Annotated in this window: 33 protein-coding genes; 15 read left to right on the top strand and 18 right to left on the bottom strand. The window is 40.0% G+C overall.

All coding sequences use genetic code 11. From position 1 onward, the window contains the following. Positions 1 to 146: 146 nt before the first annotated feature. The 12 genes from mgtE to CWB66_RS06205 all read right to left on the bottom strand — a co-directional run bounded on the left by mgtE (position 147) and on the right by CWB66_RS06205 (position 9414). Positions 147 to 1505 (bottom strand): magnesium transporter, encoded by a 1359-nt coding sequence (gene mgtE / locus CWB66_RS06260; RefSeq protein WP_138584698.1) that lies wholly within the window; start codon positions 1503 to 1505, stop codon positions 147 to 149. Positions 1506 to 1587: 82 nt separating this feature from the next. Next, positions 1588 to 1860: an HPr family phosphocarrier protein gene (locus tag CWB66_RS06255; RefSeq protein ID WP_077536022.1), complete on the bottom strand. Its 273-nt coding sequence runs from the start codon at positions 1858 to 1860 to the stop codon at positions 1588 to 1590. Between the two features lie 45 nt (positions 1861 to 1905). Continuing rightward, entirely contained in the window at positions 1906 to 2751 is an 846-nt protein-coding gene (gene rapZ / locus CWB66_RS06250; RefSeq protein WP_077536021.1) for an RNase adapter RapZ, read from the bottom strand. A 19-nt stretch (positions 2752 to 2770) separates the two neighbouring features. Beyond that, entirely contained in the window at positions 2771 to 3223 is a 453-nt protein-coding gene (gene ptsN, locus CWB66_RS06245) for a PTS IIA-like nitrogen regulatory protein PtsN (protein ID WP_077538835.1), read from the bottom strand. Positions 3224 to 3227: 4 nt separating this feature from the next. Then, the gene (gene hpf, locus CWB66_RS06240; RefSeq protein WP_077536020.1) at positions 3228 to 3515 is read right to left on the bottom strand and encodes a ribosome hibernation promoting factor; all 288 of its coding nucleotides are present in this window, start codon (positions 3513 to 3515) and stop codon (positions 3228 to 3230) included. Positions 3516 to 3541: 26 nt separating this feature from the next. Next, on the bottom strand, positions 3542 to 5041 hold the full coding sequence (locus CWB66_RS06235; protein WP_077536019.1) for an RNA polymerase factor sigma-54: 1500 nt from the start codon (positions 5039 to 5041) through the stop codon (positions 3542 to 3544). A gap of 69 nt (positions 5042 to 5110) precedes the next feature. Continuing rightward, positions 5111 to 5836: an LPS export ABC transporter ATP-binding protein gene (lptB, locus tag CWB66_RS06230; RefSeq protein WP_138584697.1), complete on the bottom strand. Its 726-nt coding sequence runs from the start codon at positions 5834 to 5836 to the stop codon at positions 5111 to 5113. After that, complete coding sequence (gene lptA / locus CWB66_RS06225; RefSeq protein WP_077536017.1) at positions 5833 to 6378, bottom strand: lipopolysaccharide transport periplasmic protein LptA; 546 nt, start codon at positions 6376 to 6378, stop codon at positions 5833 to 5835. The genes lptB and lptA overlap by 4 nt, the downstream gene beginning before the upstream one ends. Continuing rightward, the gene (lptC, locus tag CWB66_RS06220; RefSeq protein WP_077536016.1) at positions 6368 to 6922 is read right to left on the bottom strand and encodes an LPS export ABC transporter periplasmic protein LptC; all 555 of its coding nucleotides are present in this window, start codon (positions 6920 to 6922) and stop codon (positions 6368 to 6370) included. Before lptC ends, lptA begins: the two co-directional genes overlap by 11 nt. Continuing rightward, the gene (kdsC, locus tag CWB66_RS06215) at positions 6919 to 7470 is read right to left on the bottom strand and encodes a 3-deoxy-manno-octulosonate-8-phosphatase KdsC (RefSeq protein WP_138584696.1); all 552 of its coding nucleotides are present in this window, start codon (positions 7468 to 7470) and stop codon (positions 6919 to 6921) included. The genes lptC and kdsC overlap by 4 nt, the downstream gene beginning before the upstream one ends. Next, positions 7471 to 8442: a KpsF/GutQ family sugar-phosphate isomerase gene (locus tag CWB66_RS06210; protein ID WP_077536014.1), complete on the bottom strand. Its 972-nt coding sequence runs from the start codon at positions 8440 to 8442 to the stop codon at positions 7471 to 7473. A 3-nt stretch (positions 8443 to 8445) separates the two neighbouring features. Then, positions 8446 to 9414, bottom strand: coding sequence for a calcium/sodium antiporter (locus tag CWB66_RS06205; RefSeq protein WP_138584695.1), 969 nt, complete (start codon positions 9412 to 9414; stop codon positions 8446 to 8448). A 254-nt stretch (positions 9415 to 9668) separates the two neighbouring features. Between CWB66_RS06205 and CWB66_RS06200 the strand changes: the two genes are divergently transcribed. The 7 genes from CWB66_RS06200 to murA are packed head-to-tail and all read left to right on the top strand — an operon-like array spanning position 9669 to position 14333. After that, complete coding sequence (locus CWB66_RS06200; RefSeq protein ID WP_077536012.1) at positions 9669 to 10484, top strand: ATP-binding cassette domain-containing protein; 816 nt, start codon at positions 9669 to 9671, stop codon at positions 10482 to 10484. Continuing rightward, the gene (mlaE, locus tag CWB66_RS06195) at positions 10484 to 11263 is read left to right on the top strand and encodes a lipid asymmetry maintenance ABC transporter permease subunit MlaE (protein ID WP_077536011.1); all 780 of its coding nucleotides are present in this window, start codon (positions 10484 to 10486) and stop codon (positions 11261 to 11263) included. Before CWB66_RS06200 ends, mlaE begins: the two co-directional genes overlap by 1 nt. A gap of 13 nt (positions 11264 to 11276) precedes the next feature. Beyond that, entirely contained in the window at positions 11277 to 11825 is a 549-nt protein-coding gene (gene mlaD, locus CWB66_RS06190) for an outer membrane lipid asymmetry maintenance protein MlaD (protein WP_077536010.1), read from the top strand. Between the two features lie 5 nt (positions 11826 to 11830). Further along, a complete protein-coding gene (locus CWB66_RS06185) occupies positions 11831 to 12511 on the top strand; it encodes an MlaC/ttg2D family ABC transporter substrate-binding protein (RefSeq protein WP_138584694.1) in 681 nt (226 codons plus the stop codon). Beyond that, on the top strand, positions 12504 to 12797 hold the full coding sequence (locus CWB66_RS06180) for an STAS domain-containing protein (RefSeq protein ID WP_077536008.1): 294 nt from the start codon (positions 12504 to 12506) through the stop codon (positions 12795 to 12797). Before CWB66_RS06185 ends, CWB66_RS06180 begins: the two co-directional genes overlap by 8 nt. Positions 12798 to 12802: 5 nt before the next feature. Then, a complete protein-coding gene (locus CWB66_RS06175) occupies positions 12803 to 13060 on the top strand; it encodes a BolA family protein (RefSeq protein ID WP_077536007.1) in 258 nt (85 codons plus the stop codon). 13 nt (positions 13061 to 13073) lie between these two features. After that, positions 13074 to 14333 (top strand): UDP-N-acetylglucosamine 1-carboxyvinyltransferase, encoded by a 1260-nt coding sequence (murA, locus tag CWB66_RS06170; RefSeq protein WP_138584693.1) that lies wholly within the window; start codon positions 13074 to 13076, stop codon positions 14331 to 14333. A gap of 68 nt (positions 14334 to 14401) precedes the next feature. On the opposite strand, the gene CWB66_RS06165 is transcribed toward murA, so the two are convergent. From CWB66_RS06165 to CWB66_RS06155, 3 genes are all read right to left on the bottom strand, one after another. Beyond that, positions 14402 to 15484 (bottom strand): trypsin-like peptidase domain-containing protein, encoded by a 1083-nt coding sequence (locus CWB66_RS06165; protein ID WP_138584692.1) that lies wholly within the window; start codon positions 15482 to 15484, stop codon positions 14402 to 14404. A 104-nt stretch (positions 15485 to 15588) separates the two neighbouring features. Beyond that, a complete protein-coding gene (locus CWB66_RS06160; RefSeq protein WP_138584691.1) occupies positions 15589 to 16941 on the bottom strand; it encodes a Do family serine endopeptidase in 1353 nt (450 codons plus the stop codon). Between the two features lie 129 nt (positions 16942 to 17070). After that, positions 17071 to 17514, bottom strand: coding sequence for a Z-ring associated ZapG family protein (locus tag CWB66_RS06155; RefSeq protein WP_077536003.1), 444 nt, complete (start codon positions 17512 to 17514; stop codon positions 17071 to 17073). A 132-nt stretch (positions 17515 to 17646) separates the two neighbouring features. Between CWB66_RS06155 and zapE the strand changes: the two genes are divergently transcribed. From zapE to CWB66_RS06115, 8 genes are all read left to right on the top strand, one after another. Further along, positions 17647 to 18735: a cell division protein ZapE gene (gene zapE, locus CWB66_RS06150; RefSeq protein WP_077536002.1), complete on the top strand. Its 1089-nt coding sequence runs from the start codon at positions 17647 to 17649 to the stop codon at positions 18733 to 18735. A gap of 242 nt (positions 18736 to 18977) precedes the next feature. Further along, entirely contained in the window at positions 18978 to 19406 is a 429-nt protein-coding gene (gene rplM, locus CWB66_RS06145; protein WP_077536001.1) for a 50S ribosomal protein L13, read from the top strand. 8 nt (positions 19407 to 19414) lie between these two features. Continuing rightward, positions 19415 to 19807 carry a 30S ribosomal protein S9 gene (rpsI, locus tag CWB66_RS06140; protein ID WP_024599268.1) on the top strand — a complete coding sequence of 131 codons (393 nt, stop codon included), beginning with the start codon at positions 19415 to 19417 and terminating at the stop codon, positions 19805 to 19807. Positions 19808 to 20377: 570 nt separating this feature from the next. Continuing rightward, positions 20378 to 20968 (top strand): ubiquinol-cytochrome c reductase iron-sulfur subunit, encoded by a 591-nt coding sequence (gene petA, locus CWB66_RS06135; RefSeq protein WP_007378319.1) that lies wholly within the window; start codon positions 20378 to 20380, stop codon positions 20966 to 20968. Then, positions 20968 to 22233: a cytochrome b gene (locus CWB66_RS06130; protein WP_077536000.1), complete on the top strand. Its 1266-nt coding sequence runs from the start codon at positions 20968 to 20970 to the stop codon at positions 22231 to 22233. The genes petA and CWB66_RS06130 overlap by 1 nt, the downstream gene beginning before the upstream one ends. Further along, on the top strand, positions 22230 to 22979 hold the full coding sequence (locus CWB66_RS06125; protein ID WP_077535999.1) for a cytochrome c1: 750 nt from the start codon (positions 22230 to 22232) through the stop codon (positions 22977 to 22979). Before CWB66_RS06130 ends, CWB66_RS06125 begins: the two co-directional genes overlap by 4 nt. A 79-nt stretch (positions 22980 to 23058) precedes the next feature. Beyond that, a complete protein-coding gene (sspA, locus tag CWB66_RS06120; protein WP_077538834.1) occupies positions 23059 to 23685 on the top strand; it encodes a stringent starvation protein SspA in 627 nt (208 codons plus the stop codon). Continuing rightward, positions 23685 to 24122 carry a ClpXP protease specificity-enhancing factor gene (locus tag CWB66_RS06115; protein WP_077535998.1) on the top strand — a complete coding sequence of 146 codons (438 nt, stop codon included), beginning with the start codon at positions 23685 to 23687 and terminating at the stop codon, positions 24120 to 24122. The genes sspA and CWB66_RS06115 overlap by 1 nt, the downstream gene beginning before the upstream one ends. A 53-nt stretch (positions 24123 to 24175) precedes the next feature. Here CWB66_RS06115 and dolP read toward each other — a convergent pair whose 3' ends face one another. The 3 genes from dolP to CWB66_RS06100 form a co-directional block, all read right to left on the bottom strand. Continuing rightward, complete coding sequence (gene dolP, locus CWB66_RS06110; protein ID WP_138584690.1) at positions 24176 to 24742, bottom strand: division/outer membrane stress-associated lipid-binding lipoprotein; 567 nt, start codon at positions 24740 to 24742, stop codon at positions 24176 to 24178. Then, positions 24735 to 25328: an SIS domain-containing protein gene (locus CWB66_RS06105; protein ID WP_077535997.1), complete on the bottom strand. Its 594-nt coding sequence runs from the start codon at positions 25326 to 25328 to the stop codon at positions 24735 to 24737. The genes dolP and CWB66_RS06105 overlap by 8 nt, the downstream gene beginning before the upstream one ends. Positions 25329 to 25389: 61 nt before the next feature. Next, positions 25390 to 25761 carry a YraN family protein gene (locus CWB66_RS06100; RefSeq protein ID WP_077535996.1) on the bottom strand — a complete coding sequence of 124 codons (372 nt, stop codon included), beginning with the start codon at positions 25759 to 25761 and terminating at the stop codon, positions 25390 to 25392. Positions 25762 to 25770: the final 9 nt, after the last annotated feature.

Genomic DNA, 25770 nt, shown 5'->3' with positions numbered 1-25770 from the left:
AAAGAAACGGCATAAATATTTGAACAATTTAACGAATTAAATCACTCTATAATGTTGTTAAAATTTTTTATTTAGAACAACTAGCTATAAAAAAGCGCGAAGTTAAATTTAACTTCGCGCTTTTTTTAAATATAAGTTTTAAAAAGCTAAATTAACAGCCAAGTGGCTGTACCTAAAAAGGCGAATATACCAACGATGTCTGTAACAGTAGTGAGTACCACACTCCCTGCAAGCGCTGGGTCTATATTCATTCGTTTAAGAATTATTGGAATACTAGCACCAGCAACTCCAGCCACCACTAAGTTCATAAACATCGCAAAGGCGAGTACGCCACCCAGCATAAAGTCCCATTGCCATAGGGCAATAACGCCCGCTATTAACAGTGACCACAAAATGCCGTTTAGCGCGCCAATGGCAAGCTCTTTCATCATTAAAAATCGTTGGTTAGTTTGATTTATGTGGCCGACAGCAATACCACGAATAACAAGCGTTAATGATTGACTACCTGCAACACCACCCATAGAAGGGACAATGCCGTTAAGTACCGCTAAAATTGGTAATACATCCAAAGTGCCTTCAAAAAAGCTAGCTACAAAGGCTGCTGCAAGTGCAGTTAATAAGTTAACTCCTAACCAAACTGAGCGCTTTTTCGAGCTTTTTAAAACAGGCGCAAAGGTGTCTTCTTCATCATCAAGACCCGCTAAACTGAGTAAACTATGCTCGGCATCTTCTCGGATTACGTCAACAATATCATCGATAGTGACACGACCAAGTAGCTGAGCGTTGTCATCAACAACAGGGGCTGATATCCAATTATGGCGCTCAAAGAGTTGTGCAACTTCACTTTCATCCATTGAAATTGGAATTGACTCACAATCTTCATCCATCAAATCGCGAACAATTTTTTCGGGTGGGTTAGTCAATAATGTACTGAGCGATAAAGCGCCTATAAAGCAGTTATGTTTATCAACAACATAGAGGTCGTCGGTACCTTCTGGTAGCTCTCCGCGTAGCCTAATGTAACGCAGTACCACATCAAGTGTAACGTCAGGGCGAATGGTCACCGTATCGGTATTCATTAGCGCACCAGCGGAGCGCTCTTGATAAGAAAGTGCTTGTGTTGCACGCTCACGGTCTTGAATGTCCATTGCGCTAACAACGTCTTTATAAACGGTGTCTGGCAGGCTACGGAGTACTTCACCTAAGTCATCGTGGCCCATATCTTCAGTTGCGGCCGCAATATGCTTAGGTTCCATTTGGGCAATAATGCCTAAACGAACATCTTCAGATAATTCTTCAAGTACATCACCTTGTACATCAGGGTCAACTAATTGCCAAAGGAGTCGGCGAATTTTATGCGGTGATGATTCTAATAATAATGCAGTATCACAAGGAGCTGTTTTTGCTAACATGCGCCTAACTTGAACAAATTGACCACTGTTAAGCGACTGAGTCACTTGTTTTAGTTGTTGTAGTGGATAGTCTTGTTCAAAAGCTTCGGGCATTGGCATCCTTAATTAATTTTAATATTACTTTGGTAGGAGAGGTTAACTAATTTAATTTTACTTTTTAAGTATTTATTACTGACTATTCTTGTTCGTTAAATCGCTGTGATATCAGTTGGCCAACGGCGCCCAAGGCTTGCTCTGCATCAGGGCCTTCACATACTACCTTAACTTCTTTACCTTGGCTGCTTTCAAGTAGCATTAATGCGAGTACGCTATCACCCGCTGCTTCTTTTTCGTCTTGGAACAAGGTTATCGAAGCGTCAAACTTTACGGCTAATTGAGCTAATACAGTTGCAGCTCTAGCATGTAGCCCTAATTTGTTTTGTATTAAAAAGGTATCTTCTAAGCGCATACGTTACCCTACCTAAGCTGAACTGATTATTATTTTATGTGAAAATTATTTCTCTTGTTCTCGGTGGCGAATTTTTACATTGGGGTGTGTCATCGCAAAGCTTTCACCAATTGTTTGTGCTAAATACACTGAGCGATGTTGCCCACCAGTGCAGCCAATAGCAATCGTTAGGTAACTGCGGTTATTTCGTTCTAAATGCGGTAACCATGTTTGTACAAAAGTTTGAATTTGCCATGTGAACTTTTGCACTATGCTATGACTCGCTAAATAATCTTTAACAGGTTGATCTAAGCCATTTAACGGTTTTAACTCAGGCTCCCAGTGAGGGTTTGGCAAGAAGCGTGCATCAAATACATAATCTGCTTCTTTAGGGATGCCGTGTTTAAAACCAAACGATTCAAACGTGACAATAAGCTGCTTGTCTTTTTTTCCTAATATTTTTTCACGAATAGATTCAGCAAGTTGATGGACACTTAAGTCACTTGTGTCAATCATATAATCGGCTCGAGTGGTTAGCACATCAAGTAATTCTTTTTCTTTTTTGATTGCCAAATCAAGCGGCAGTGAGTCAACCGATAGGGGATGTAAGCGGCGTGTTTCAGAGAAACGTTTTATCAGTGTTTGATCTTCGCTGTCTAAATAAAATAAGGTAGGCTTTGCAAAACCGGGTAAGTATTCAAGAATATCATTAAACTGTTCTTGTTCCTTAGGAAGGTTTCGTACATCAATGCTCACTGCGATTTTATCGTAGTTATCAGAAACGCTGCGTACCAAAGAAGGTAACAGATTTAACGGAATGTTATCTACGCAATAATAACCTAAGTCTTCAACAACGCGTAAAGCAACCGACTTTCCAGAACCCGATCGGCCACTTATGATAATTAACTCCATTTATCACCCTTTATATTAATCACGATTGCTTAACAATAACTTGATACAGTTCGGTATCCGTTTTTGCACTGCGCAATTGCTTACAAAATTCTTTGTCGTTAAGTTTATCAGCAATGGTTGCGAGAGTCTTTAAGTGCTGCTGGTTATCACCATCTGGTACTATGAGTGCAACAAAAATATCAACGGGACGATTATCAATTGCATCAAAGCTAATAGGTGTTTCACTAACGAGTACTAAGGCTAAGGGCTCTTGTGCACCGCTCATTCGCCCGTGAGGGATCGCTATGCCTCTACCTATACCAGTACTGCCTAGCTTTTCTCTACTTAGTAAAGCGCTAAGAATATCTTGTTGAGAAAGGTACGGAAGCTTATCGTGAGCAAGTTCGCTGATAAACTCTAAAATTCTTTTTTTGCTATTAAAAAGGACCGCAGCTTTGCTGCAGTCCTGGCATATAAGTGAGCTTAATTTCATCATATTAGTGTCGAGCAAGCTTCTCTTTGTGTTTAATTACTTGGCGATCGAGCTTATCAATCAGCGAATCGATGGCAGCGTACATGTCTTGATGCTCAGTTGAGGCAAATAACTCAGCACCACTAACATGTATTGTTGCCTCTGCTTTTTGGCTTAGTTTTTCTACATCAAGAATGACATGAACATTATTAATATGATCAGAGTGTCTTTCTAGCTTCGCAAATTTGGTATTTATATAGTCTCTTAGTGAATCAGTTAATTCTACGTGACGACCAGTTAAGTTTAGTTGCATAAGCATTACCCTCTTTGTTTTGCGTCTTAAATCAGACTTTTTCGCTGATTTGACGGTGGAATAGCCAGAGATTCGCGATATTTTGCGATTGTACGTCTCGCTACTTTAATTCCTTGCTCAGCCAATATATCCGCTATTTTGCTATCACTCAATGGTTTTGCTGAGTTTTCTGCAGCGATTAATTTTCTGATAAGTGCACGTATTGCTGTAGATGAGCATTCACCGCCATTTTCGGTACTTACATGACTTGAGAAAAAGTATTTAAGCTCAAATATACCCCGAGGTGTATGCATATACTTTTGAGTGGTTACACGCGAAATAGTTGATTCGTGCATTTCCACCATTTCAGCAACATCATTTAAAACCATAGGTTTCATGGCCTCAGGACCATGTTCAAAAAAGCCTTGCTGCTGCTTAACAATGCAGTTAGTTACTTTTAATAATGTATCGTTTCTACTTTCTAAGCTTTTAATAAACCATTTAGCTTCTTGTAAATGCGAGCGTATAAACTGGCTATCACCGCTTGATTTAACCGTGCGAGACATCGCAGCATATTGGCTGTTTACGCGAATTTTTGGCATGCTATCTGGATTTAGTTCAACAACCCAGCGGCCTTTAATTTTTTTCACTGACACATCAGGAATTACATACTCAGACTCTTCCCTAACAATCGTATCTGCAGGCTTTGGGTTTAGCGTATGAATGAGTGTCATTACTTCTTTAAGCTCTTCTTCTTTGAGCTTCGTTTTTTTCATTAATGTACGATAGTCGCGAGCTGCTAATAAGTCTATGTGCTCGGTTAAAATCATTTTTGTTTCATTAATATAGGGTGTTTCTTTATCAAACTGGTTAAGTTGAATGCACAAACACTCTTGTAAACTACGCGCTGCTATACCTACAGGATCAAATAATTGAATGCGTTTTAAAACAGCTTCTATTTCATCAAGTTCAACTTCATTATCATCTTCGTTTTCTTGGTTGAAGCTTTCGAGAATCTCTTCACAACTCAGTGTTAAAATGCCTGAATCATCTACTGCTTCTACAATAGCAATCGCAATCGCTTCATCAGTAGGGCTAAATGGCGTTAGTTGAAGTTGCCACATTAAATACTCGTGGAGCGTTTCCGTAGAGGCACCTTGGTATATAGACTCGTCTTCAGGCATTGGACCTGATGAGGAGGCTGGAGCTGCACTCATGTACTCGTCCCAGCTAACATCCATCGCCATGTCGTCACTTACCGTATCTTTAGCAAGTGCTTCGCCGCTGTCTTGTTCGTATTCGCTTGGAGCATCGTCGGCAGATGCGCTAACTGTTATATCATCGGTGTCTGCTTTTTGTTCATTTTTACCTGCAGCGTCTTCAGAATAGTCTTGTTCCTCAACCTCTAAAAGTGGGTTGCTGTCGAGCGCTTCTTGTATTTCTTGCTGGAGATCCAATGTACTGAGTTGCAACAAACGAATAGCTTGTTGCAATTGTGGAGTCATTGTAAGTTGCTGGCCCATGCGCAGCTGTAGTGATTGCCTCATGTATCTCTAACAATCCTTTTATGTTGTTATAATTAATACTAGCAGATGCTTAAAGACATGGCGTAAATGTTACAGCCTAAATTGCTCGCCTAAGTAAACATCGCGTACTGTTTTGTCATTTAATACGTGTTCTGGAGTACCTGATGCAATCAGCTCTCCATGAGAAACAATGTAGGCTTTTTCGCAAACATCAAGGGTTTCTCTTACGTTATGATCGGTAATTAACACACCAATCCCACGATTTTTAAGATGTTCTATGATTTTTTTTATATCAAGTACAGAGATTGGGTCAACGCCCGCAAACGGTTCATCTAATAATATAAACTTGGGATTAGCCGCTAATGCGCGGGCTATCTCTACGCGGCGACGTTCACCACCCGATAACGCCATACCTTGGCTGTCACGGATATGTTGAATATTAAATTCGTCTAATAAATTATTTAGTGTATCTTCTCTTTGCTGCTTCTTAAGCTCTTTACGTGTTTCTAAAATTGCCATTAAGTTTTGATAAACAGTTAGCTTTCTAAAAATTGAAGACTCTTGTGGTAAGTAGCCTATGCCTAATCTAGCACGACTGTGCATAGGTAAAAGAGTAATATCGTTATCGTCGATAGATATTTTTCCTTTATCGCTAGGTACTAAGCCCACAATCATATAAAACGTGGTGGTTTTACCAGCGCCGTTTGGGCCAAGTAAGCCAACAATACTGCCAGCTTTAACTTCAAGGCCGACGTTTTTTACAACTTCACGGCCTTTATAGCTTTTGGCTAATAGTTCTGCTTTTAATGTGCTCATGGTTGGCCTTTATCGCTTGTTTTACTTTTTTTAGCTTCAATAGGCACTAAAATTGTGTGAACGCGATCCGTTGAATTTTCATCTTTTTCAGCGCTAATTAATTGCTGTTCTATGTCGTAAGTAATACTTTTTGCATTTATTTTTTGCCCAGCTTGCGATACTTGCGCATTACCAACAAGCGTTAAAAAACGCTTAGATACATCGTAACGCACTTCATCAGCACTTGCGCTCATAGTCGTGCCGTCGGGTTGTTTTTCTTCAAAATGTGCCGGACTGCCTGTGGCAATTAATAGCTGCTTATTATCACCGAGCTCTTCGCGTTTGTGTACTTCTAAGCGGTCGGCGGTAATGCGGCGATTTCCGTGAATAATTTCAACGTTTTTCTCGAAAATACCCACATTGGCTTTTAATTGGCCTTCTTGTTTATCGGCACTTATTGAGATTTGGTTGGCAGCCGGTTGATTCGACTGCTCTGCTGCATTACTGTTAAATGCTAATAAAAACGTTGGGATAATAAGTATTTTTGAAAATTTATTGGTCATAATATATGGTTCGCGTATGGTTAATAAGTTTTATCACTTCGGTTTTTAGATCGGCTTCAAGGCCTTTACCAGTGATCTTTAAATTAGGTCCAGTTACAACTACAGGTTGCTCTGAGCGCATTGTCAGTAGCTTTATATCTACTTGAATATTATCGGCATCGATTTTTTCTATCATTGCTTTATCGGTTAGATTTTTAGCGACAACATTACCTTCTAAAATTAATTGTTTACCTTCGTACAGGGTTGCTTCATCAGCATTAATGCGCCAAGCCTGTTTTTCGTTATATAAAGTAAAAATAGGTTTTTCAAAAAAGGTAAAACCTAATTGTTGATATAACTCCATTTTGGCAGCAGTCACTTTGTGACTTATTTTGCCCTGCTCATCATACGCAGTTTGTTTTAGTTCTATTGCAGTATAATCAGGCTCAGCTATAACCTCAGATGCGCTCTGTGTAGTAATGTTTGTTTGCGTAAAATAAGGGTACCAAAGCCAAACCATACAGCTGATGAATAAAACGCTTAATATTATGCGCGCTATATTCATGAACTTGTACCTTGTGTGGTCAGTGGGTGCCCATTTTCTAGCATTAATAAGTCTGTAAGCTCTCTTACTGCACCGAAGCCGCCAGACATTTGTGTGGTGTAGTGTGACAGGCGCTTAATTAGCGGGTGAGCATCGTTAACAGCGACTGCAAAGCCAACTAATTCCATCACTGGCATGTCAGGACCATCATCACCAATATAAGCAATTTGTTCATCCGTTAGATCAAGTTTATGTTTTAGTTCTTCATAAGCAACGAGTTTATTTTCTTGACCTTGGTAGATGTGTTGTATGGTCAAGCTACTCATACGGTTTTGTACAATTTGCGAGTGACGTCCAGTAATAACCGCAACGTTAAAGCCGCTATTAATGAGCGCTTTTATACCAAACCCATCTTTAGTATTAAATGCTTTTAGTTCTTCACCTTGGTTGCCTAAGTAAATACGCCCATCAGAAAATACACCATCAATATCGCAAATAAGCAATTTTACTTTTTTAGCACGTGCTTTAGCATCATCGCTTAGCGGTTGATAGAGTTCTTCAAATTGCATTTATAATACTCCTGCTTTCAATAAGTCTTGCATATTTAGTGCACCGATAGGCTGGTTTTGCTCATTGACAATAATTAAACCATTAATACGTTTATGTTCCATAATATTAAGTGCTTCGGCAGCCAGCATGTCTTGGGTTGCGGTCGTACATGATTTAGTCATTACTTCGCTAATTTGCGTGGTATGAATATCAACTCGTTGCTCTAAAATGCGACGTAAATCGCCATCAGTAAATAGTCCCGTTAACTGTTGGTTTTCATCAACAATAGAGGTCATTCCTAAACCTTTAGCTGACATTTCAATCAGTGCGTCTTTTACTGTTTGTGAAATATTAATAATAGGCGTGTTTGCGCCGCCGTGCATAACATCTTTCAAAGTAAGTAATAAGCGTTTGCCCAAGCTGCCACCTGGATGTGAAAGTGCAAAGTCATCGGCAGTAAATCCACGGGCTTCTAAAAGGGCGACAGCTATTGCATCGCCCATAGCAAGTGTTGCTGTGGTACTTGCTGTTGGTGCGAGGCCTAACGGGCAGGCTTCTTGTTCTACTTTTATGCATACGTGTACGTTTGCAAGTGTTGCCATGGTTGACTTTTCATTACCCGTCATCGCTATCATTTTTGCGCCAAGGCGTTTTAACACGGGAATAATATTTAAAACTTCGCTAGTCTCACCTGAGTTGGAAAGAAGCATTACCACATCATTTTTAGTGATCATTCCTAAGTCCCCGTGGCTTGCTTCACCAGGGTGTACAAAAAAAGCGGGACTACCAGTACTGGCTAGTGTGGCTGCTATTTTATTGCCAATATGACCGGATTTACCCATGCCAATAACAATAGTGCGACCTTTACAATCGTATATTAATTGACAAGCTTGATGAAAGTTTTCATCTACATATTGTGCAATATCACTCAGTGCTTGGCGCTCTATGTTTAAAACGCGAAGGCCTTGTTCAATAAAGTTTAGCGCTGCCATTATTTACCCTACTTGACTGAAAATATATCCTTGATAGCCCAAAAATGCGATTAACAATAGGCTACCTTCTACTCTATTGATGCGTTGTGTGCCTCTAAAGTTCAATGACATAACAATAAGCGCAATTGTTGCACCAATCATTATTAGTATGTCACGACTTGCTACAGAAGGGTCAATGATTGATGGGTTGATAATACCAGCCAGTGGTAACACCGCTAAAATATTAAAAATATTTGAGCCAACAATATTACCCAGAGCTAAGTCATCTTCGTTTTTAAGCACACCGGCAATAGAAGCTGCAAGCTCTGGTAAACTGGTGCCAATAGCAATAATAGTTAGGCCAATTACTAGGTCGCTTAGACCAAAAAACTTAGCAATGTCGACAGCAGAACCAATTAAAAAATATGAGCTGACAGGGAGTAATATCATGCCAATGACTAACCAAAATACAGCATTTTTTGTTGGTACATTGCTAGGCACGTCATCACAGGCTTCTGATACAAATGGGTCGTCTTGATTTTTTGCACGCATAGATACAATAATTAATCCGCCAATAAAGACAATGAAGCCAATTAACAAGGCTACGCCTTCAGCTAATGAAAAGTAGTTGTCAGAAAAAATATACCAGCTAGCTAACGATACGAGAAGTACCAGTGGTATTTCTCGTTTTAATGTACCAGATGATACTGAAAGCGGGCGAAATAATGCAGTTATACCTAACACGAGTAATATGTTTGTTATGTTTGAACCAATGGCATTGCCTACCGCAGTATCCGTTTTACCAGCAAGTGCTGCCGAAGCTGAAACCATCATTTCTGGAGCTGATGAACCCATCGCTACCACAGTTAAACCAACAATTAGAGTTGGAACCCCAAAGTTTTTTGCAAGCGCTGCTGCACCAAAAACAAACCTGTCTGCACTCCAAACTAGAGCTGCAAAACCAAGAATTAAAATAACAAACGAGGTAACCATTGTGTTAAGCCAGTTATTCAAAATAGTAATTGCGCGAATAGTAACAAAAGCCAAGATGAAAGTATAAATAAAAGAGTAAGGTCAACTGTATACCTATGGTGCTTTAAAACAGCTTACTTAGCCATTTAAGCTGAGGTTAAGCTGTTTTGAGTGAGTCTTATAATCCTTTTCACATGTGTATTACAAAATCTTACGAATTGTTTTTTCCATCTTGGATCAAAAAGCTTTAAAATAGCTGCACTAGTGAACATTTTATGGAGAGCGACTTGTCGCAATCAATAGTAGAAGTCAAGGATGTTAGCTTTTCGAGAGGCAATAGAACCATATATAAAAATATGAGTTTTAGTGTACCTAAAGGTAAAATCACTGCGATTATGGGGCCAAGCGGAATTGGCAAAACCACGATGTTACGTTTAATTGGTGGTCAGCTTAAGCCAGATTCGGGTGATATTTTATTTGAAGGCGGTAGCATTCCTAAAATGTCTCGCAAAGAGCTATACGAAGCGCGTACTAAAATGAGTATGCTTTTTCAAAGTGGTGCGTTGTTTACCGACATGTCGGTATTTGACAATATCGCGTTTCCGATAAGAGAGCATACTAAGTTAAGCGAAGATCTTATTCGCTTAGTGGTGCTAATGAAATTGCAAGCTGTTGGCTTACGTGGTGCTAAAGATTTAATGCCGTCAGAGTTGTCAGGTGGTATGGCAAGGCGTGCTGCACTTGCTCGTTCTATAGCACTTGATCCAGAACTAATAATGTACGATGAGCCATTTGCTGGTCAAGACCCAATTTCAATGGGGGTTTTAGTTAAGCTAATTAAATCACTTAATGAAGTGTTGGGGCTATCGTCTTTAATCGTGACCCATGACGTTACCGAGGTAATGAGTATTGCGGATCACGTTATTATTATTGCTGATCAAGGTGTAATTGGCTGTGGTACTCCTGATGAGATGCGCAATCATGAATCTCCTTTAGTCCAACAGTTTTTAAAAGGCTTGTCGGATGGTCCTGTACCATTTCATTTCCCAGCCCAAGCTTATGTCGATGAGCTACTTGGAGAAAAAGCATAATGTTTGATTTATTTCAAAAGCTAGGACATAAAACGCTAGGACGTTTTGCGGCCCTAGGTCGTTCTGCTTATATGCTATTTAGTGCGTTAGCGCATGTTCCTAATTTTAAAAAAGGCACACCGCTACTTATTCGCCAACTTTACATGGTGGGATCGCAATCGCTGCTCATTATTATGGTGTCGGGGTTGTTTATTGGCATGGTGTTGGCGTTGCAAGGTTACACCGTATTAGTGGGTTATGGCGCTGAAGATAGTTTGGGGCCGTTAGTTGCGCTGAGTTTATTACGAGAGCTAGGCCCAGTTGTCACTGCATTACTATTTGCAGGACGAGCAGGTAGCGCACTGACTGCTGAAATTGGCTTAATGAAAGCAACAGAGCAGTTATCATCACTCGAAATGATGGCAATTGATCCACTAAAACGCATAATTGCACCGCGCTTTTGGGCGGGCTTTATTAGTATGCCATTGCTTGCATTGATATTTTCAGCTGTGGCTATTATAGGCGCTCATTTAGTGGGCGTTGATTGGCTAGGAGTTGATACTGGGAGTTTTTGGTCAATCATGCAATCACAAGTGTCGTTTCAACAAGATATATTAAACGGCATAATTAAAAGCATTGTATTTGCCATTGTGGTGACCTGGATTGCACTTTATAAAGGTTATGACTGTGTACCGACCTCTGAAGGGATCAGTAAAGCAACCACCGAAACGGTTGTACATTCGTCATTGGCAGTTTTAGGTTTTGACTTTATTTTGACAGCGGTAATGTTTACCAGCTAATAGGGTATAGATAATGAATTCACGGAAATTAGAAATTTTAGTTGGTTTTTTTGTAGCGTTAGGAATTTTAGCGTTTGCGATGCTTGCGCTTAAAGTTGCCAATTCAGGTATTAGTGGCACAGGCGAAACATATTCGCTAAATGCCAAGTTTGAAAATATAGGCTCATTAAAAGCACGTGCCCCAGTTAAAGTCGGGGGCGTTGTTATTGGTCGAGTTGACTCTATTTATGTTCATCCACAAGAATTTTTACCAGTCGTTAATATGACTATTGATGCACAGTATTTATGTCGTTTTTCAGATACGAGTTCAATTTCTATTTTAACATCGGGGATTTTGGGTGAGCAGTACTTAGGTCTCCACCCAGTGATTTCGCCAAATTCTGCAGAACAACGTTGTTTAGGCGAAACAGTAACCGAAAACAAGCAAGACCAAGCAATTGACGATTTATTTGGTGTAGAAAGTAAAGCGCTAGGTGACGGCGATTCAATCACTGATACTAAGTCTGCCATCGTACTTGAAGAGTTGATTGGGCAGTTTTTATTCAACCAAGGTAGTGAGTAATTATTATGTTGAAAAAGTTTTTAGCTATTATAGCACTAGGTACAATGACGTTTGCGCAAAGTATAAATGCAGCTGATGTTAAGCTCGTCAATCCTAATAAAATGGTTCGCCAAGTTGCCGATAATACATTTGCAAGAATAAAAAAGGATCAACCACTAATCATTAAAGATAGTGAGCATCTTCGCGTTATTGTTGAAGAAGAATTGATGCCTTACATAGATTATAAATACGCTGCACTTCGCGTATTAGGTAGTGAAGTATCTAAAGTGCGTGCGATAACGGATGAAGCCGAAAAAGCACAGGCAATTAAAGATATCCAACGCTTTATTGTTGTATTTAGAGAGTACTTAGTTGCAACGTATGCGGGTGTATTTACACAGTACACAAATCAAAAAGTTGAGTTTGGTGCTGAGCAAGCATTTAAAGGTAAAGATGTCGTTGTTGTTAAAACTAAAATCATTGAAGATGGTAAACCAGATATCAAAATTGACTTTAAGGTACGAGAAGATCGTGGCGGTGAATGGCGTGCGTACGATATGATTGCTGAAGGTATTAGTTTATTAGATGCGAAACAAAGTGAACTACAAGGTATTTTGCGCCAGCAAGGTATCGACAATGTAAGTAACCTTTTAGAGCAAAAGAGTCAGCTACCGGTTCAGTTTAGAGGTAATGGTGCAAATGACTAAATTGGCGATAAGCCATGTTGATGAACAACACTTTCGGGTAAGCGGTGAGCTTACTCGAAATTCAATTGGCGATGAACGGCTTCTGAACAATAAGCTATTAACTAAGCATAAAATCATCTATTTTGACCTAAGTGGGGTATCTAGGGTTGACACGGCGGGCTTAGCTTGGTTAATTCACTCTTTTGCAGAATTAAAGCAGCAAGGCATTCGCCTTGAGTTGCAAAATTTACCTGAGCAATTGCAAAATTTAATGCAATTGGGTCAAGTTACAACCCTATTTGAGTGAGAGTTATGGAAACTAGCCAAGTCGAAACATTATTACGCGAAGAACTTCAATTAGCTGAAGTGCATGTAAAAGCCAATGGTAGTCATTATGAAGTTGTTGCAGTAGGCGAATGCTTCGACGGTTTAAGCCGAGTTAAAAAGCAGCAGCTAGTTTATGGTCCACTAATGAGTACCATCTCAGATGGTACAATTCACGCCGTATCTATTCGTGCATTTACTCCTGTAGAGTGGAAGCGTGAACAAAAATTTATTTTACCGCAATAAATAGGGCCTCCTAATGGATCAATTTGTAATTCAAGGTGGCACTTCACTTGCTGGTGAGGTGACTATTTCTGGCGCTAAAAATGCCGCACTTCCTATCTTATTTGCTTCACTATTGGCTGATGGTAAAAGTACATTTACCAATGTGCCACGTCTTCGCGATATTGTTACTACCGAAGCGCTATTAAAAACCTTAGGTGCAGATGTTATTTGGCAAGGTGACACACTCATTATTGATGGTGCTACGGTTGATAAAACATTAGCGCCATACGATTTAGTTAAACAAATGCGCGCATCTGTACTTGCCTTAGGCCCTTTAGTTGCAAGATTTGGTGAAGCTCAAGTGTCTTTACCTGGTGGTTGTGCTATTGGTGCTCGTCCTGTAGATATTCATATTCAAGGTCTAGAGCGCATGGGCGCGCACATAAGCGTTGAAAATGGTTATATTAATGCCAAGGTAAATGGGCGTTTGAAAGGCGCTGAAATCTTTATGGAAATGGTAAGCGTAGGCGCTACCGAAAATTTACTGATGGCCGCCGCACTTGCTGATGGTAAAACGGTGCTTGATAACGCAGCACGTGAGCCTGAAATAATCGATTTAGCTAATTGCTTGATTGCTATGGGCGCTAAAATTACGGGTGCAGGCACTAGTCGTATTGAGGTCGAAGGCGTTGAACGTTTAGCTGGATGTGAGCATCGTATTTTGCCTGACAGAATTGAAACAGGTACGTTTTTAGTCGCTGCAGCAATGGCTGGTGGTGAAGTACTTTGTAAAAATACCGACTTTCACTCCCTTGAACCTGTAATTGAAAAATTACGAGCAACGAATGCGCTTCTTGAGGTTCATGAGAATAGTATTTACCTAGATATGCGTGGTCGCGAACTTAAAGCTGTTAATATTAAAACAGCACCGCATCCAGGTTTCCCAACCGATATGCAAGCCCAGTTTACTGCTTTAAATGTAGTGGCAAATGGCAGTGCAACCATAACCGAAACTATTTTCGAAAACCGTTTTATGCATGTACCAGAGCTGCAACGTATGGGAGCAAACATCCGTCTTGAGGGTAATACCGCCATTTGTGGTGATACGCAAAGTCTAACGGGTGCACAAGTTATGGCTACCGATTTACGTGCTTCAGCAAGCTTAATTTTAACGGGAATAGTAGCGCAAGGTGAAACGGTTGTAGATCGTATTTATCATGTTGACAGAGGTTATCAGCGTATTGAGGACAAACTAAGTGCGCTAGGTGCAAATATTAAACGTAAAAGCAGTTAATCACTGTTTTTAAAGTAAAAGCGCGGTTTTATCCGCGCTTTTTTATTTTCTAAGCGAATACAATCGTGTTATAGCTTTGTCTCAAGCTCAGCGACTGTAACCATGATCTTTTCTATTTTACCATTGCGGTAAAGTTCAAATTCTATTTCTTTACCAGGCTCTGTATTACCGATTTCTTTTAGTACCTTTTGTGGGTTAGCCACAGAAAGCCCTGCAATTTTAATAACAATGTCTTGCTCTTCAATACCAGCCTGCCAAGCCGGACCCAAAGGGTCTAAGTTAGTGATACGCATTCCAGATACCGGTGTAAGGCTATCGTTAACCTCTTTGCCAGTGCTATCAACGGCAGTGCCTTCAAAGCCTAAATAACCGCGTACAACTCGACCATGGCGGATTAATTTACTCATTACTTCTTTTGCTAACGTGTAGGGAACAGCAAAAAATATTCCTTGAATATTAAGGTTCTCACGCGTTTTAAATTGAGCAGAAGTAATCCCGACTAAGTCACCATTAGAGTTGACGAGTGCGCCACCTGAGTTGCCCACATTAATCGCCGCATCCATTTGCAATAAATTATTATAAGGGCTATCCGTAATTTTTTGCTTGCCTGTTGCGCTAATAATGCCTTGGGTAATCGTTTGCCCTAAATTGAGCGGGTTGCCAATAGCAAGTACAACATCGCCGACACTGGATACGTAGTCATCATTTATAGGGATGATAGGTAGGTGCTCTGCATTTATTTTAAGGAGCGCCAAATCGGTAATAGTATCAAACCCAATAAGCTGTACATCAAAAAAGCGCCTGCCATCGGTTAAAATTACCATGATTTGGTCTGCATTATTAACTACATGGTAATTGGTGAGAATATAGCCATTTTGCGACATGATTACGCCAGAGCCGAGTTCTTGCACCGTGTTTTTGCGTTTATAACGTGGCTCTTTAGAAATACTCTCAGAAAAAATAGTGACCACAGAAGGTGCTGCGCGCTTTACAGCATCCGAAAAACTCAGGTGACTGGCGCTCATAGCGCTGGGTAAAGGCACATTAGGCAATAAAGCGGCTCGCATATTGGGGCTGAAAAAAACCACTAAAAAAGCAATACTAAGGCCTGCAAATAAAGGGGGGAGAATAAATTTTATTAATTTCAGCACGAGTTTCTTATTATGTAAGTGAGCAATCTCTTTATGATGACACAAAAAAAATAACAGCGGCAAGTGCCGCTGTTATTTTTTATTACGTTAGTTGTGTTGTGTTATTACTGAATTAGAATAAAAATCGACTCGCGCCCGCGTTTAACGCCTAGCACTATATTGCCTTTAGTATTGTCGATAATCTTATTCATGTCGCGAATTGTCTCTACACGTTGGCGGTTTACTTGCATAATAATATCGCCTTCTTCAAGACCAACACGCGCAGAAGGAGAGCGAGGGTCTACCGTTCTAACCTCAACACCTTTATTACTATTTTTTTGTACGTTCTCGAGTTCGGCACCTTGAAAAGCAGGATGCAGCTCTTCGCCGGTTGCAGTAATACCCGATGCGCCATCAAGGGTTACTTTAACCGTTTTAATTTTTCCATCGCGGTATATGCCAAGTTTGATCTCACGGCCTTCGCCCAATGTGGCAATTTTACTGCGCAGTTCGTGAAAACCGCTAATATCACTATCGTTAATACTAACAATAACATCGCCGGCTTTAATGCCTGCTTTGCTGGCCGCTGTGTCGTCCATTACTTGCATAACGTAAGCACCCTGTTTTACGTCAAGTTGCTGCGCTTTAGCAAGGCCAGCATCAAGTGGGCGGCCAGAAATACCTAATGAGCCTCGACGCACTTCACCGTGTTCAATTATTTGATCAACAAGATTTTTCATCATATTAGAAGGGATAGCAAAACCAATCCCTACATTACCGCCTGAAGCACCTAAAATAGCCGTATTAATCCCTATTAATTCACCATTTAAGTTAACTAAAGCGCCACCAGAGTTACCTTGGTTAATAGCTGCATCGGTTTGAATAAAGTCTTCATAGCCTTCAATGTTTAAACCACTGCGACCAAGCGCACTCACAATACCCGATGTTACTGTATGGCTAAGGCCAAATGGATTACCGATAGCGACCGCAAAGTCACCAACACGTAATTTATCTGAGTTAGCGAGCTTTATTTCTGTTAAGTCATCAGCATCGATTTGCAAAAGCGCAATGTCAGACTCTTTATCTGTGCCTATTTTAGTCGCTTCAAATTCACGGCCATCTTCTAAAGTGACAACCATTTTTTCGGCATCTTGAATAACATGATTATTTGTAACTACATAACCTTCGTCTGCATTAATAATTACACCTGATCCTAAACCACTAAACTGGCGTTTCTGGCTTCGGGGCTGTTGCTGTCCAAAAAAGTATTCAAGCGGATCTGCACGACGACGTACTTCTTTAGATCCCGATACTTGAATGCTCACAACACCTGGAGATATTTGTTCTAACATAGGTGCGAGAGTGGGAAGTTGTTGACCATTTACTGCAATTGGCATTTTTGCGTAAGATGCGGCAGGACTTATTAATAAACTTGTAGATAAGATAGCTGCGCTGATAAGTGATAATTTCATTTTCATAGTCAGGGGTAACTCCACTTAAGATAAAGCAAAACAAAAAGGGCTACTTTACAGCAGCCCTTTTCGGTTTATTAAAATAAAACAACAAAGCTGTTATATCTAAAGACTATGGGGTCAAAAAAAAGTTCATCAAGATGCTTTAGAATGTTCTGAAACTTTATTTTGGCCAGCAAATAAACCTGATTCGCCTGATACGTAATCAGCAGGTTGTGCTTTAGCCGATGAACGATCTGATTGACGTTCCTTTAAAGACGCCTGCAACTGCTCCGTTGTTTCTTTAGAGAAAAAAGGTTCGGCTGGTTGTTGGTTTCTATCCTCTAAAAGCAGTTGATTAGTTGCCTCAACATGGCTAAGTAGTTGATCATAGTTCTCTTTCATTTTATTTACGAGCTTACCTGTATTCGCTAAATGATCTGCTACATCTTGACGATATTGCTCAAGCGCATTTTGAGCTTGTACTGCTTGTTCTTTTAACTCATCTTGCTTGAATTGCTTTTTAGTAATAAATGCACCAATAAAAAATGCCACCACAGCAGTAATGACAATTAAACCTATCCACGTAACTGTACCCATAATTCTACCCCTTGGGAAAATAACTAATAAATGCCGATTCAATTACGAATCATACTAAGGGTAATATACCCCGAGTTATGATGCGTGTTAATATGCTTTTCAAATTAAACTGCGTTTTGACTGTAAATACATATGACTCCTTGGCAAACATATCAACAAGACTTAAAGCGAGATGACTTTGTACATGACGCAGCACAAGAAAATGCGGTGCGTCATTTACAACGTTTATACGATGACTTAACTCAGGCAGCGCCAAAATCAAAAGGCTTTTTTGCTAAGTTATTTAGTAAAAATGAGCCTGCACCTATAAAAGGATTGTACTTTTGGGGGGGAGTTGGGCGTGGTAAAACGTATTTAGTTGACACATTTTATGAATCCTTACCAGGTACACGTAAAATGCGCGTGCATTTTCATCGTTTTATGCACCGAGTACACGATGAGCTTAAAAAGCTAAATAACACCGCAAATCCATTAGAGAAAATAGCGGATATTTTTAAAGCAGAAACAGACATCATTTGCTTTGATGAGTTTTTTGTTCAAGATATTACCGATGCCATGTTGTTAGGCGGCTTAATGGAGGCGCTATTTGCGCGCGGTATTGTACTTGTTGCTACATCGAACATAGTGCCGGATGAGCTTTATCGAAATGGCCTGCAGCGAGCGCGTTTTGTGCCAGCAATCGAGTTAGTTAAACTTAATACTGACATAGTTAATGTAGACTCTGGCATTGACTATCGATTGCGGACACTTGAGCAAGCCGAAATTTTTCATAGCCCGCTTGATGAGCAAGCCGATAAAAATCTATTTGACTACTTCGATAAGCTTTCGCCAGAACCTGGGCAATTAAACGAGTCTATAGAAATTGAAGGGCGTTTAATTAAAACCCGCAAAGTGGCTAAATGTGTGGTGATGTTCGAATTTAGTGAATTGTGCGAAACCGCGCGTAGCCAAGTCGATTACATGGAAATTAGTCGTTTATATAACACGGTGATTATATCTAACGTAAAACAGCTTGGACAAACAAACGATGATGCAGCAAGGCGTTTTATTGCATTAGTAGATGAGTTTTACGAGCGTCATGTAACCTTAATTATTTCAGCAGAGCAACCAATCACCGACCTTTATACGCAGGGTAATCTCAACTTTGAATTTAAGCGTTGTATTAGCCGCTTACAGGAAATGCAATCTTTAGAATATTTAGCAAAAGAGCATTTGGTATAAAGCAAAAAGTAATAAAGTTATCTGAGTTAAATATTTTGTGGAAAAAACAGGCGGCCGGTAGCAATGTAGTTTAAGTGCTGGTATACTCCCGAGTCTGCCACGTTGCGTTCTATGCCTTCATATAGTCTAGCCACTTGTGAGCGGCGCAAAAGTCTAAAACTCGAAGGGGTTATAGCAAACTTAGAGCAGTAGTTAATATTAACTACTTGTGGTTTTAATTGAAAAACATTGGATTTTTATAAATGAAAACGTTTGTTGCTAAACCAGAAACAGTAAAACGTGACTGGTACGTAGTTGACGCTGAAGGTAAAACTTTAGGTCGCATCGCTACTGAAATCGCTCATCGCCTACGCGGTAAGCACAAAGCTGAATATACACCGCACGTAGATACTGGTGATTATATCATCGTTATCAACGCTGAAAAAGTTACTGTAACTGGTAACAAATTCAAAAACAAAGTGTACTATTCACACTCTGGTTTTCCAGGTGGTCTTAAGTCTACTACTTTTGATAAACTTCAAGCTGCAAAGCCTGAAATGATCATCGAGAAGGCTGTTAAGGGCATGTTGCCACGTGGTCCTTTAGGCCGCGCTATGTACCGTAAACTTAAAGTTTACACAGGTACTGAGCACAACCATGCTGCACAACAGCCTCAGGTTCTAGACATTTAAGGAGCACCATCATGGCAAATCAATACTACGGTACAGGTCGTCGTAAAAGTTCAAGTGCTCGCGTATTCTTACGCCCAGGCACTGGTAACATCGTAATCAACAAGCGCTCTTTAGAAGAGTACTTTGGTCGCGAAACAGCACGCATGGTTGTTCATCAAGCTCTTGAGCTAGTTGATATGACTGAAAAATTTGATCTTTACATCACCGTTGCTGGTGGTGGTACAACTGGTCAAGCTGGTGCTATCCGTCACGGTATCACTCGTGCACTTATGGAGTTTGACGAGTCACTACGTCCACAACTTCGTAAAGCAGGTTTCGTTACTCGTGATGCACGTAAAGTTGAACGTAAGAAAGTGGGTCTTAAGAAAGCGCGTAAGCGTCCACAGTTCTCAAAACGTTAATCTATACGTTATCAAGAATTCAAAAACCCAGCTTATGCTGGGTTTTTTGTTTTAGAATCAAAAGTTTTGCTATTGTAGTTTAGTTATTTTGATTCCTCTATATCCGGTTATGATGATTTTTTGATGATCATATTTGCCAAGAGCAGCGTATTTATCGAACGAAAGTTATGAAATTGTCAGATAGCTGCAAAAAAGTTAAATAATTATCGTAATTAGTTTAAATCCATCAGTTAATTGATGGATTTATTTGCTACAATTGTCCGGTAAGTAAAATGATCGGTTGAACGACGCTATAGGTAGTTTTTACAGCTTCTGTTTAGTGAAGTTGATCTTGGTCAGTACATTGTTTTTACAGAAACGGTATTATAACTATTCGGCCCTATACTCAAACTGGCTTATTGCACCTTAGGTGAAGTTGGGTTTGTTAGAGCATGAGGCTGTGAATAACCTTGTTTTAATCAAGGGTTTTAATTATGATCGTTTCTATTTTAAAAATTTCGAATAATTAACCTGCTGTAACTGATGTTCTCAATATAGCAAGTGTTGAGAATCGTAAGTGGAGATAAGTGGATGAGCAATGCGCCTGTAGACAATGGCCGACGTCGCTTTTTAACCATAGCTACCTCTGTTGTTGGTGGTGTTGGTGCGGCTGGGGCTGCTGTTCCTTTTATTGCGTCTTGGAATCCAAGTGAGCGAGCTAAATCTGCGGGTGCGCCTGTAGAAGTAGATATCAGCAAACTTGAGCCTGGACAATTAATACGTGTCGAGTGGCGTGGTAAACCTGTATGGGTTGTATCACGTACCCCAAAAATGCTTGAGCAGATGAAAGAACATGAAGGTCAACTTCGTGATCCGCAATCGCAAGAGCCACAACAATTAGAATCATCAACAAATGATTACCGTTCATTACGCCCAGAAATATTTTTGGCTGTAGGTATTTGTACGCATTTAGGATGTTCTCCTGGCTTTTTACAAGGTAACTTTGGTGAAAAAGTAGAAGGGACTGACGATGGTTTCTACTGCCCATGCCACGGTTCTAAATTTGATATGGCTGGCCGAGTATTTCAATCGGTACCTGCACCATTAAACTTAGAAATACCACCTTATACTTTTCTAGATGAAACCACTATTTTAGTGGGCGAAGAAAGAGGGGTAGTCTAATGTTTGGTAAGATTATTGGTTGGATAGACGACCGAATCCCAATGACACGTGTTTGGAACATGCACATTGCACAGTATCCAGCACCTAAAAACTTTAACTTCTGGTACTTTTTTGGCTCACTAGCCATGCTCGTACTAGTAAACCAAATTCTTACAGGTATTTGGTTAACGATGAATTTTGTGCCATCTGCTGAGGGCGCATTCGCCTCAGTTGAATACATCATGCGTGATGTAGAATATGGCTGGTTATTGCGTTACTTGCACTCAACTGGTGCATCAGCGTTTTTCATTGTTGTATATATGCATATGTTCCGTGGCATGATCTACGGTTCTTACCAAAAACCACGTGAACTACTGTGGTTGTTCGGTATGTTTATCTTCCTAGCATTAATGGCTGAAGCGTTCATGGGGTACTTATTACCTTGGGGCCAAATGTCATTTTGGGGTGCACAGGTAATCATTTCATTATTCGGTGCTATTCCAGTAATTGGTGATGACTTAACACTTTGGATCCGTGGTGATTACGTAATATCGGGTGCAACGCTTAACCGCTTTTTTGCACTGCATGTAATTGCATTACCACTGGTTATTGTTATCTTAGTTTTCTTACACATTGTAGCTTTACACGAAGTGGGTTCAAACAACCCTGAAGGTGTTGAAATTAAGCGTAAGAAAGGCTCTGTAGCTGAAGAAGATAAGCCTAAATTTAAATTTCATGAGTATTACACTGACAAAAAAGACATTGTTGATGCAATACCGTTCCACCCTTATTACACAGTTAAAGATATTGTGGGTGTGGTTGGTTTCTTAATATTGTTTTGTTGGGTTGTGTTTTTTATGCCTGCGATGAATGGTTTCTTTTTAGAAGGTCCAAACTTCGAAGCAGCTAACCCGCTTAAAACACCTGAGCATATTTTTCCAGTTTGGTACTTTACGCCATTCTATGCAATCTTACGTGCAATCCCTGATAAGTTAATCGGTGTTGCAGCAATGGGTGCATCGATTGTAGTGCTTGCGTTATTACCTTGGGTAGACCGTGGTACGGTTAAGTCAGTTCGTTACCGTTGTGGTTTCCATAAATGGAACATTGCAGGTTTTGTTGTTACTTTCGTTCTTTTAGGTTGGGTGGGTGCAACTCCACAAACTGATCTGAAAACGATAATTTCTCAAATCTGTACTGTGACTTACTTTATGTTCTTCGTACTGTTGTTCGTATACAGTAAGAATGAAAAAACTAAGCCATTGCCTGAGAGGTTAACAAAATGATGAAGAAGCTTATTATTGGTTTATTTGCTTTATCAGTAAACTTGTTGCCTAACATGGTTATGGCAGCGGGTCCGTCGGTTCCTTTAATGGAAGCTAATAACGACCTTACTGATCAACCATCTTTACAACGCGGCGCAAAGTTGTTCATGAACTACTGCCTAGGTTGTCACCAAATGCAGTATCAGCGTTATGAGCGTACTTTTCGTGATATAGGTATCCCAACAGAAGTTGGTTTAGAGCAGTTGATTTTTGACGGTTCTAAAGTTGGTAGCCATATTACAAATGCAATTACAAAAGACGATGCAGCAAAATGGTTTGGTGCGGCTCCGCCGGATTTGACTCTAATTGCGCGTGTAAAATCACCTGATTATATTTACACGTACTTAAAATCGTTTTATAAAGATGAGTCTCGCCCGTTTGGAGTTAACAATATTGTTTTTCCATCGGTAGGTATGCCGCATGTTCTTCAAGAACTACAAGGTTTACCAGCTCCTATCACTAAAGAAGTAGAAGAGCACGGTCACACAGTGACTAAAGTGGTTGCTACTGAAACAGATGGTACGGGTGAGTTAAGCGTAGATGAGTATGATCAAGCAGCTCGTGATTTAACGAACTTCCTTGAGTACGTGGGTGAACCTTCACGTCTTGAGTCGGAAGCACTAGGTATTAAGGTAATTGGATTTTTAATCATCCTATTTATCTTGGCATTTATGCTTAAGAAAGAATACTGGAGAGATGTTCATTAAGTTTGAACATATTTAAAGGTAATTTTGCAATAGGGGCTTAAGCCCCTATTGCTGTTTTAGTGATTTAATGGAGGTAGGCATGGCCGTAGCTGCCAATAAGCGCCCTGTAATGACCCTTTTTTCTGGGGCTAACTGTATGTATAGCCACCAAGTACGCATTGTACTTGCTGAAAAAGGTGTAAGTGTAGATATTCATTTGGCTGAAAAAGATAACCTGCCAGAAGCACTTCACGAAATTAACCCTTACGGTACAGTGCCAACACTGATTGACCGTGAGCTTGGTTTATATCAGGCAAATATCATCATGGAATACCTTGATGAACGTTTTCCTCATCCTCCACTAATGCCTGTATATCCGGTAATGCGTGGCCGTAGCCGTTTAATGATGCACCGTATTGATACTGATTGGTACAGCCTAGCTGATAAAATCATCAACAACACATCAGATGCGGCTCAAGCTCGTAAAGAGTTAACAGAAGCATTACTAGCTGTAGCACCTATCTTTAACGAAGCTCCTTACTTTATGAGTGAAGAGTTTAGCTTAGTAGATTGTTACTTGGCTCCACTACTATGGCGCTTACCAGAATTTGGTATTGAGCTTAATGGTGCGGGTTCTAAAGAAATGAAAGAGTACATGATCCGTTTATTTGAGCGTGAATCATTCCAAGCTTCTTTAACTGAAGCTGAGCGTGAGATCCGTTTATAATGACACCTAATCGTCCTTATTTATTACGTGCCTTTTTTGATTGGATAGTCGATAACGAATGCACACCACACTTAGTGGTAGATGCTGAGTTTGCTAATGTGCAAGTGCCTACACAGTTTGTTCAAGATGGACAAATTGTTTTAAACATAAGCCCATCAGCAGTAACACAGTTTTCGTTAGACTTAACCCAACTAAGCTTTAATGCGCGCTTTGGTGGTCAGCCAATGCAAGTGTATGTGCCTTTAGGTGCAGTGCTAGCAATATATGCGCGTGAAAATGGTGAAGGTACAGTCTTTACAGTAGACGAGTTTTTAGGGGACGAAGACGACTTTGCTCCAGAGCTTGAAAGCGTTGATTCATCAGTTGAATTTATTGATGAAACACCGCCAGAAAAGCCTGAAAAGAAAAAAGGCTCACATTTACGTGTTATTAAATAATATATAAATGTCAAAAAAACCGCTTTTAAGCGGTTTTTTTATGCCTATTATTTTTACATATATTCAAATACTTTAATTACACGCTCAACGCCTGATACATTACGGGTAATATTAACCGCTTGATTTGCTTCTTGCTCTGAGACTAAGCCCATTAAAAACACCTCAGCATTTTCGGTAACCACTTTAATGTTATTGCTACTGATATTTTTTGCGGTGAGTAACTGTGCTTTAACTTTTGATGTAAGCCAAGAGTCGTGTGTTTGTGTAGTGACTCCAATGTTCGAGCCAATGCGAATTTGGTTATGTATTTTACGAATACCAGCTACGCCCTCAATGGTACGCTGAGCTTCATTTTTCATTTCTGGGTTTGGAACCTGACCCACAAGTAAAACAATGCCATTAACGCTTATAGCGTTAATATGAGCAAATTTTTCGAGACGTTCTACTTCACTAAAAGCAATGCTCGCTTTTATTTCAATGTTGTTATCATCAATTTGCGAACCAATAGTACGGCGATCGTTTGCAGAGGTCACTGCACTAGCCGTGCCTGCAACAATTGCAGCGGCACAACCTTGTAATAACACAACAGTACTTAAAACAATAAGAGCACGTTTAAACATAATTTTCATCCTGCGGGAAAAGCGTTAAATCAACTAGTTCGCTTAAGCAATGTAAGTTAACCAAATGAGATTCTATAATGCGGCTAGGACGTTTAGAAGGTGTTCTGATCTCTACATCATTAGGGCCAAGCAAACCCACTAATTCGCCCCCATCATCACCAACCATGACTATGACCTTCATATCTTTGGTTAGTGCAGCCTCTACTGCAGAAATAATATGCTTTTCGTTACCATTTATTGCCAATACCAGTAATAAATCACCTTGCTGAGCAAATGCGCGAACTTGCCGAGCAAATGTTTCATGTTCGTCGTTTTGGCTAGCTTGCCCTAAATTTACATTTTCTTGAGATAAAGCAATAGCAGGTAGGCACGGACGCTCAGTTTCATAATGATTAACCAATACTCCCGCCATATGCTGTGCCAACATATGGCAATTTGCGGTTCCGCAGCAAATGAGTTTATTTCCGTTTATCATGCTTTGTGCAATTGTAAATGCCGCTGACTCAAGCGCACTGGGGAGTACTTCCCCTGCGGCTATTTGAACTTGAATACTTTCTGTAAAAATTTCTTTAATTGTGTCTTGCATAGCCTACCAATAATTTATACTTGATCTTTATATTGAACTTAAGCTCATGTTGCTTAAGTATTTAAAATACGTTTTTAAGCCAGTTTATTTTAGGGGATGACTCTCCCGTTATGGCTACGTAATCAATTCTTAGTGCTTCGTTTGTCAAATTTTTAGCCGCTAAATAATGATAAATACTGCGTTTTAGCCTTGCTTGCTTTTGCGGACTTAACGCATAGTTTGCACCACCGCGTGAATTATTTTTACGAAATTTAACTTCTACAAATACAAGGGTGTTGCCTTCTTTCATAATGACATCAAGCTCACCAAAGGGGCAGTAATAATTACGTTCAATCGGGATTAACCCTTGAGTAACTAAGTATTTTTGTGCTTCAAGCTCATAATACTGGCCTTTTTCACGACTATTTTGCCACAGCTCTTTAAACCACGACATGTCGCCCCC

This window comes from Pseudoalteromonas sp. S558 (assembly GCF_005886635.1).
Classification (GTDB): domain Bacteria; phylum Pseudomonadota; class Gammaproteobacteria; order Enterobacterales; family Alteromonadaceae; genus Pseudoalteromonas; species Pseudoalteromonas aliena.
Note: the sequence above shows the minus strand (reverse complement) of the source record. Positions and strands in the feature narration are given on the sequence as shown.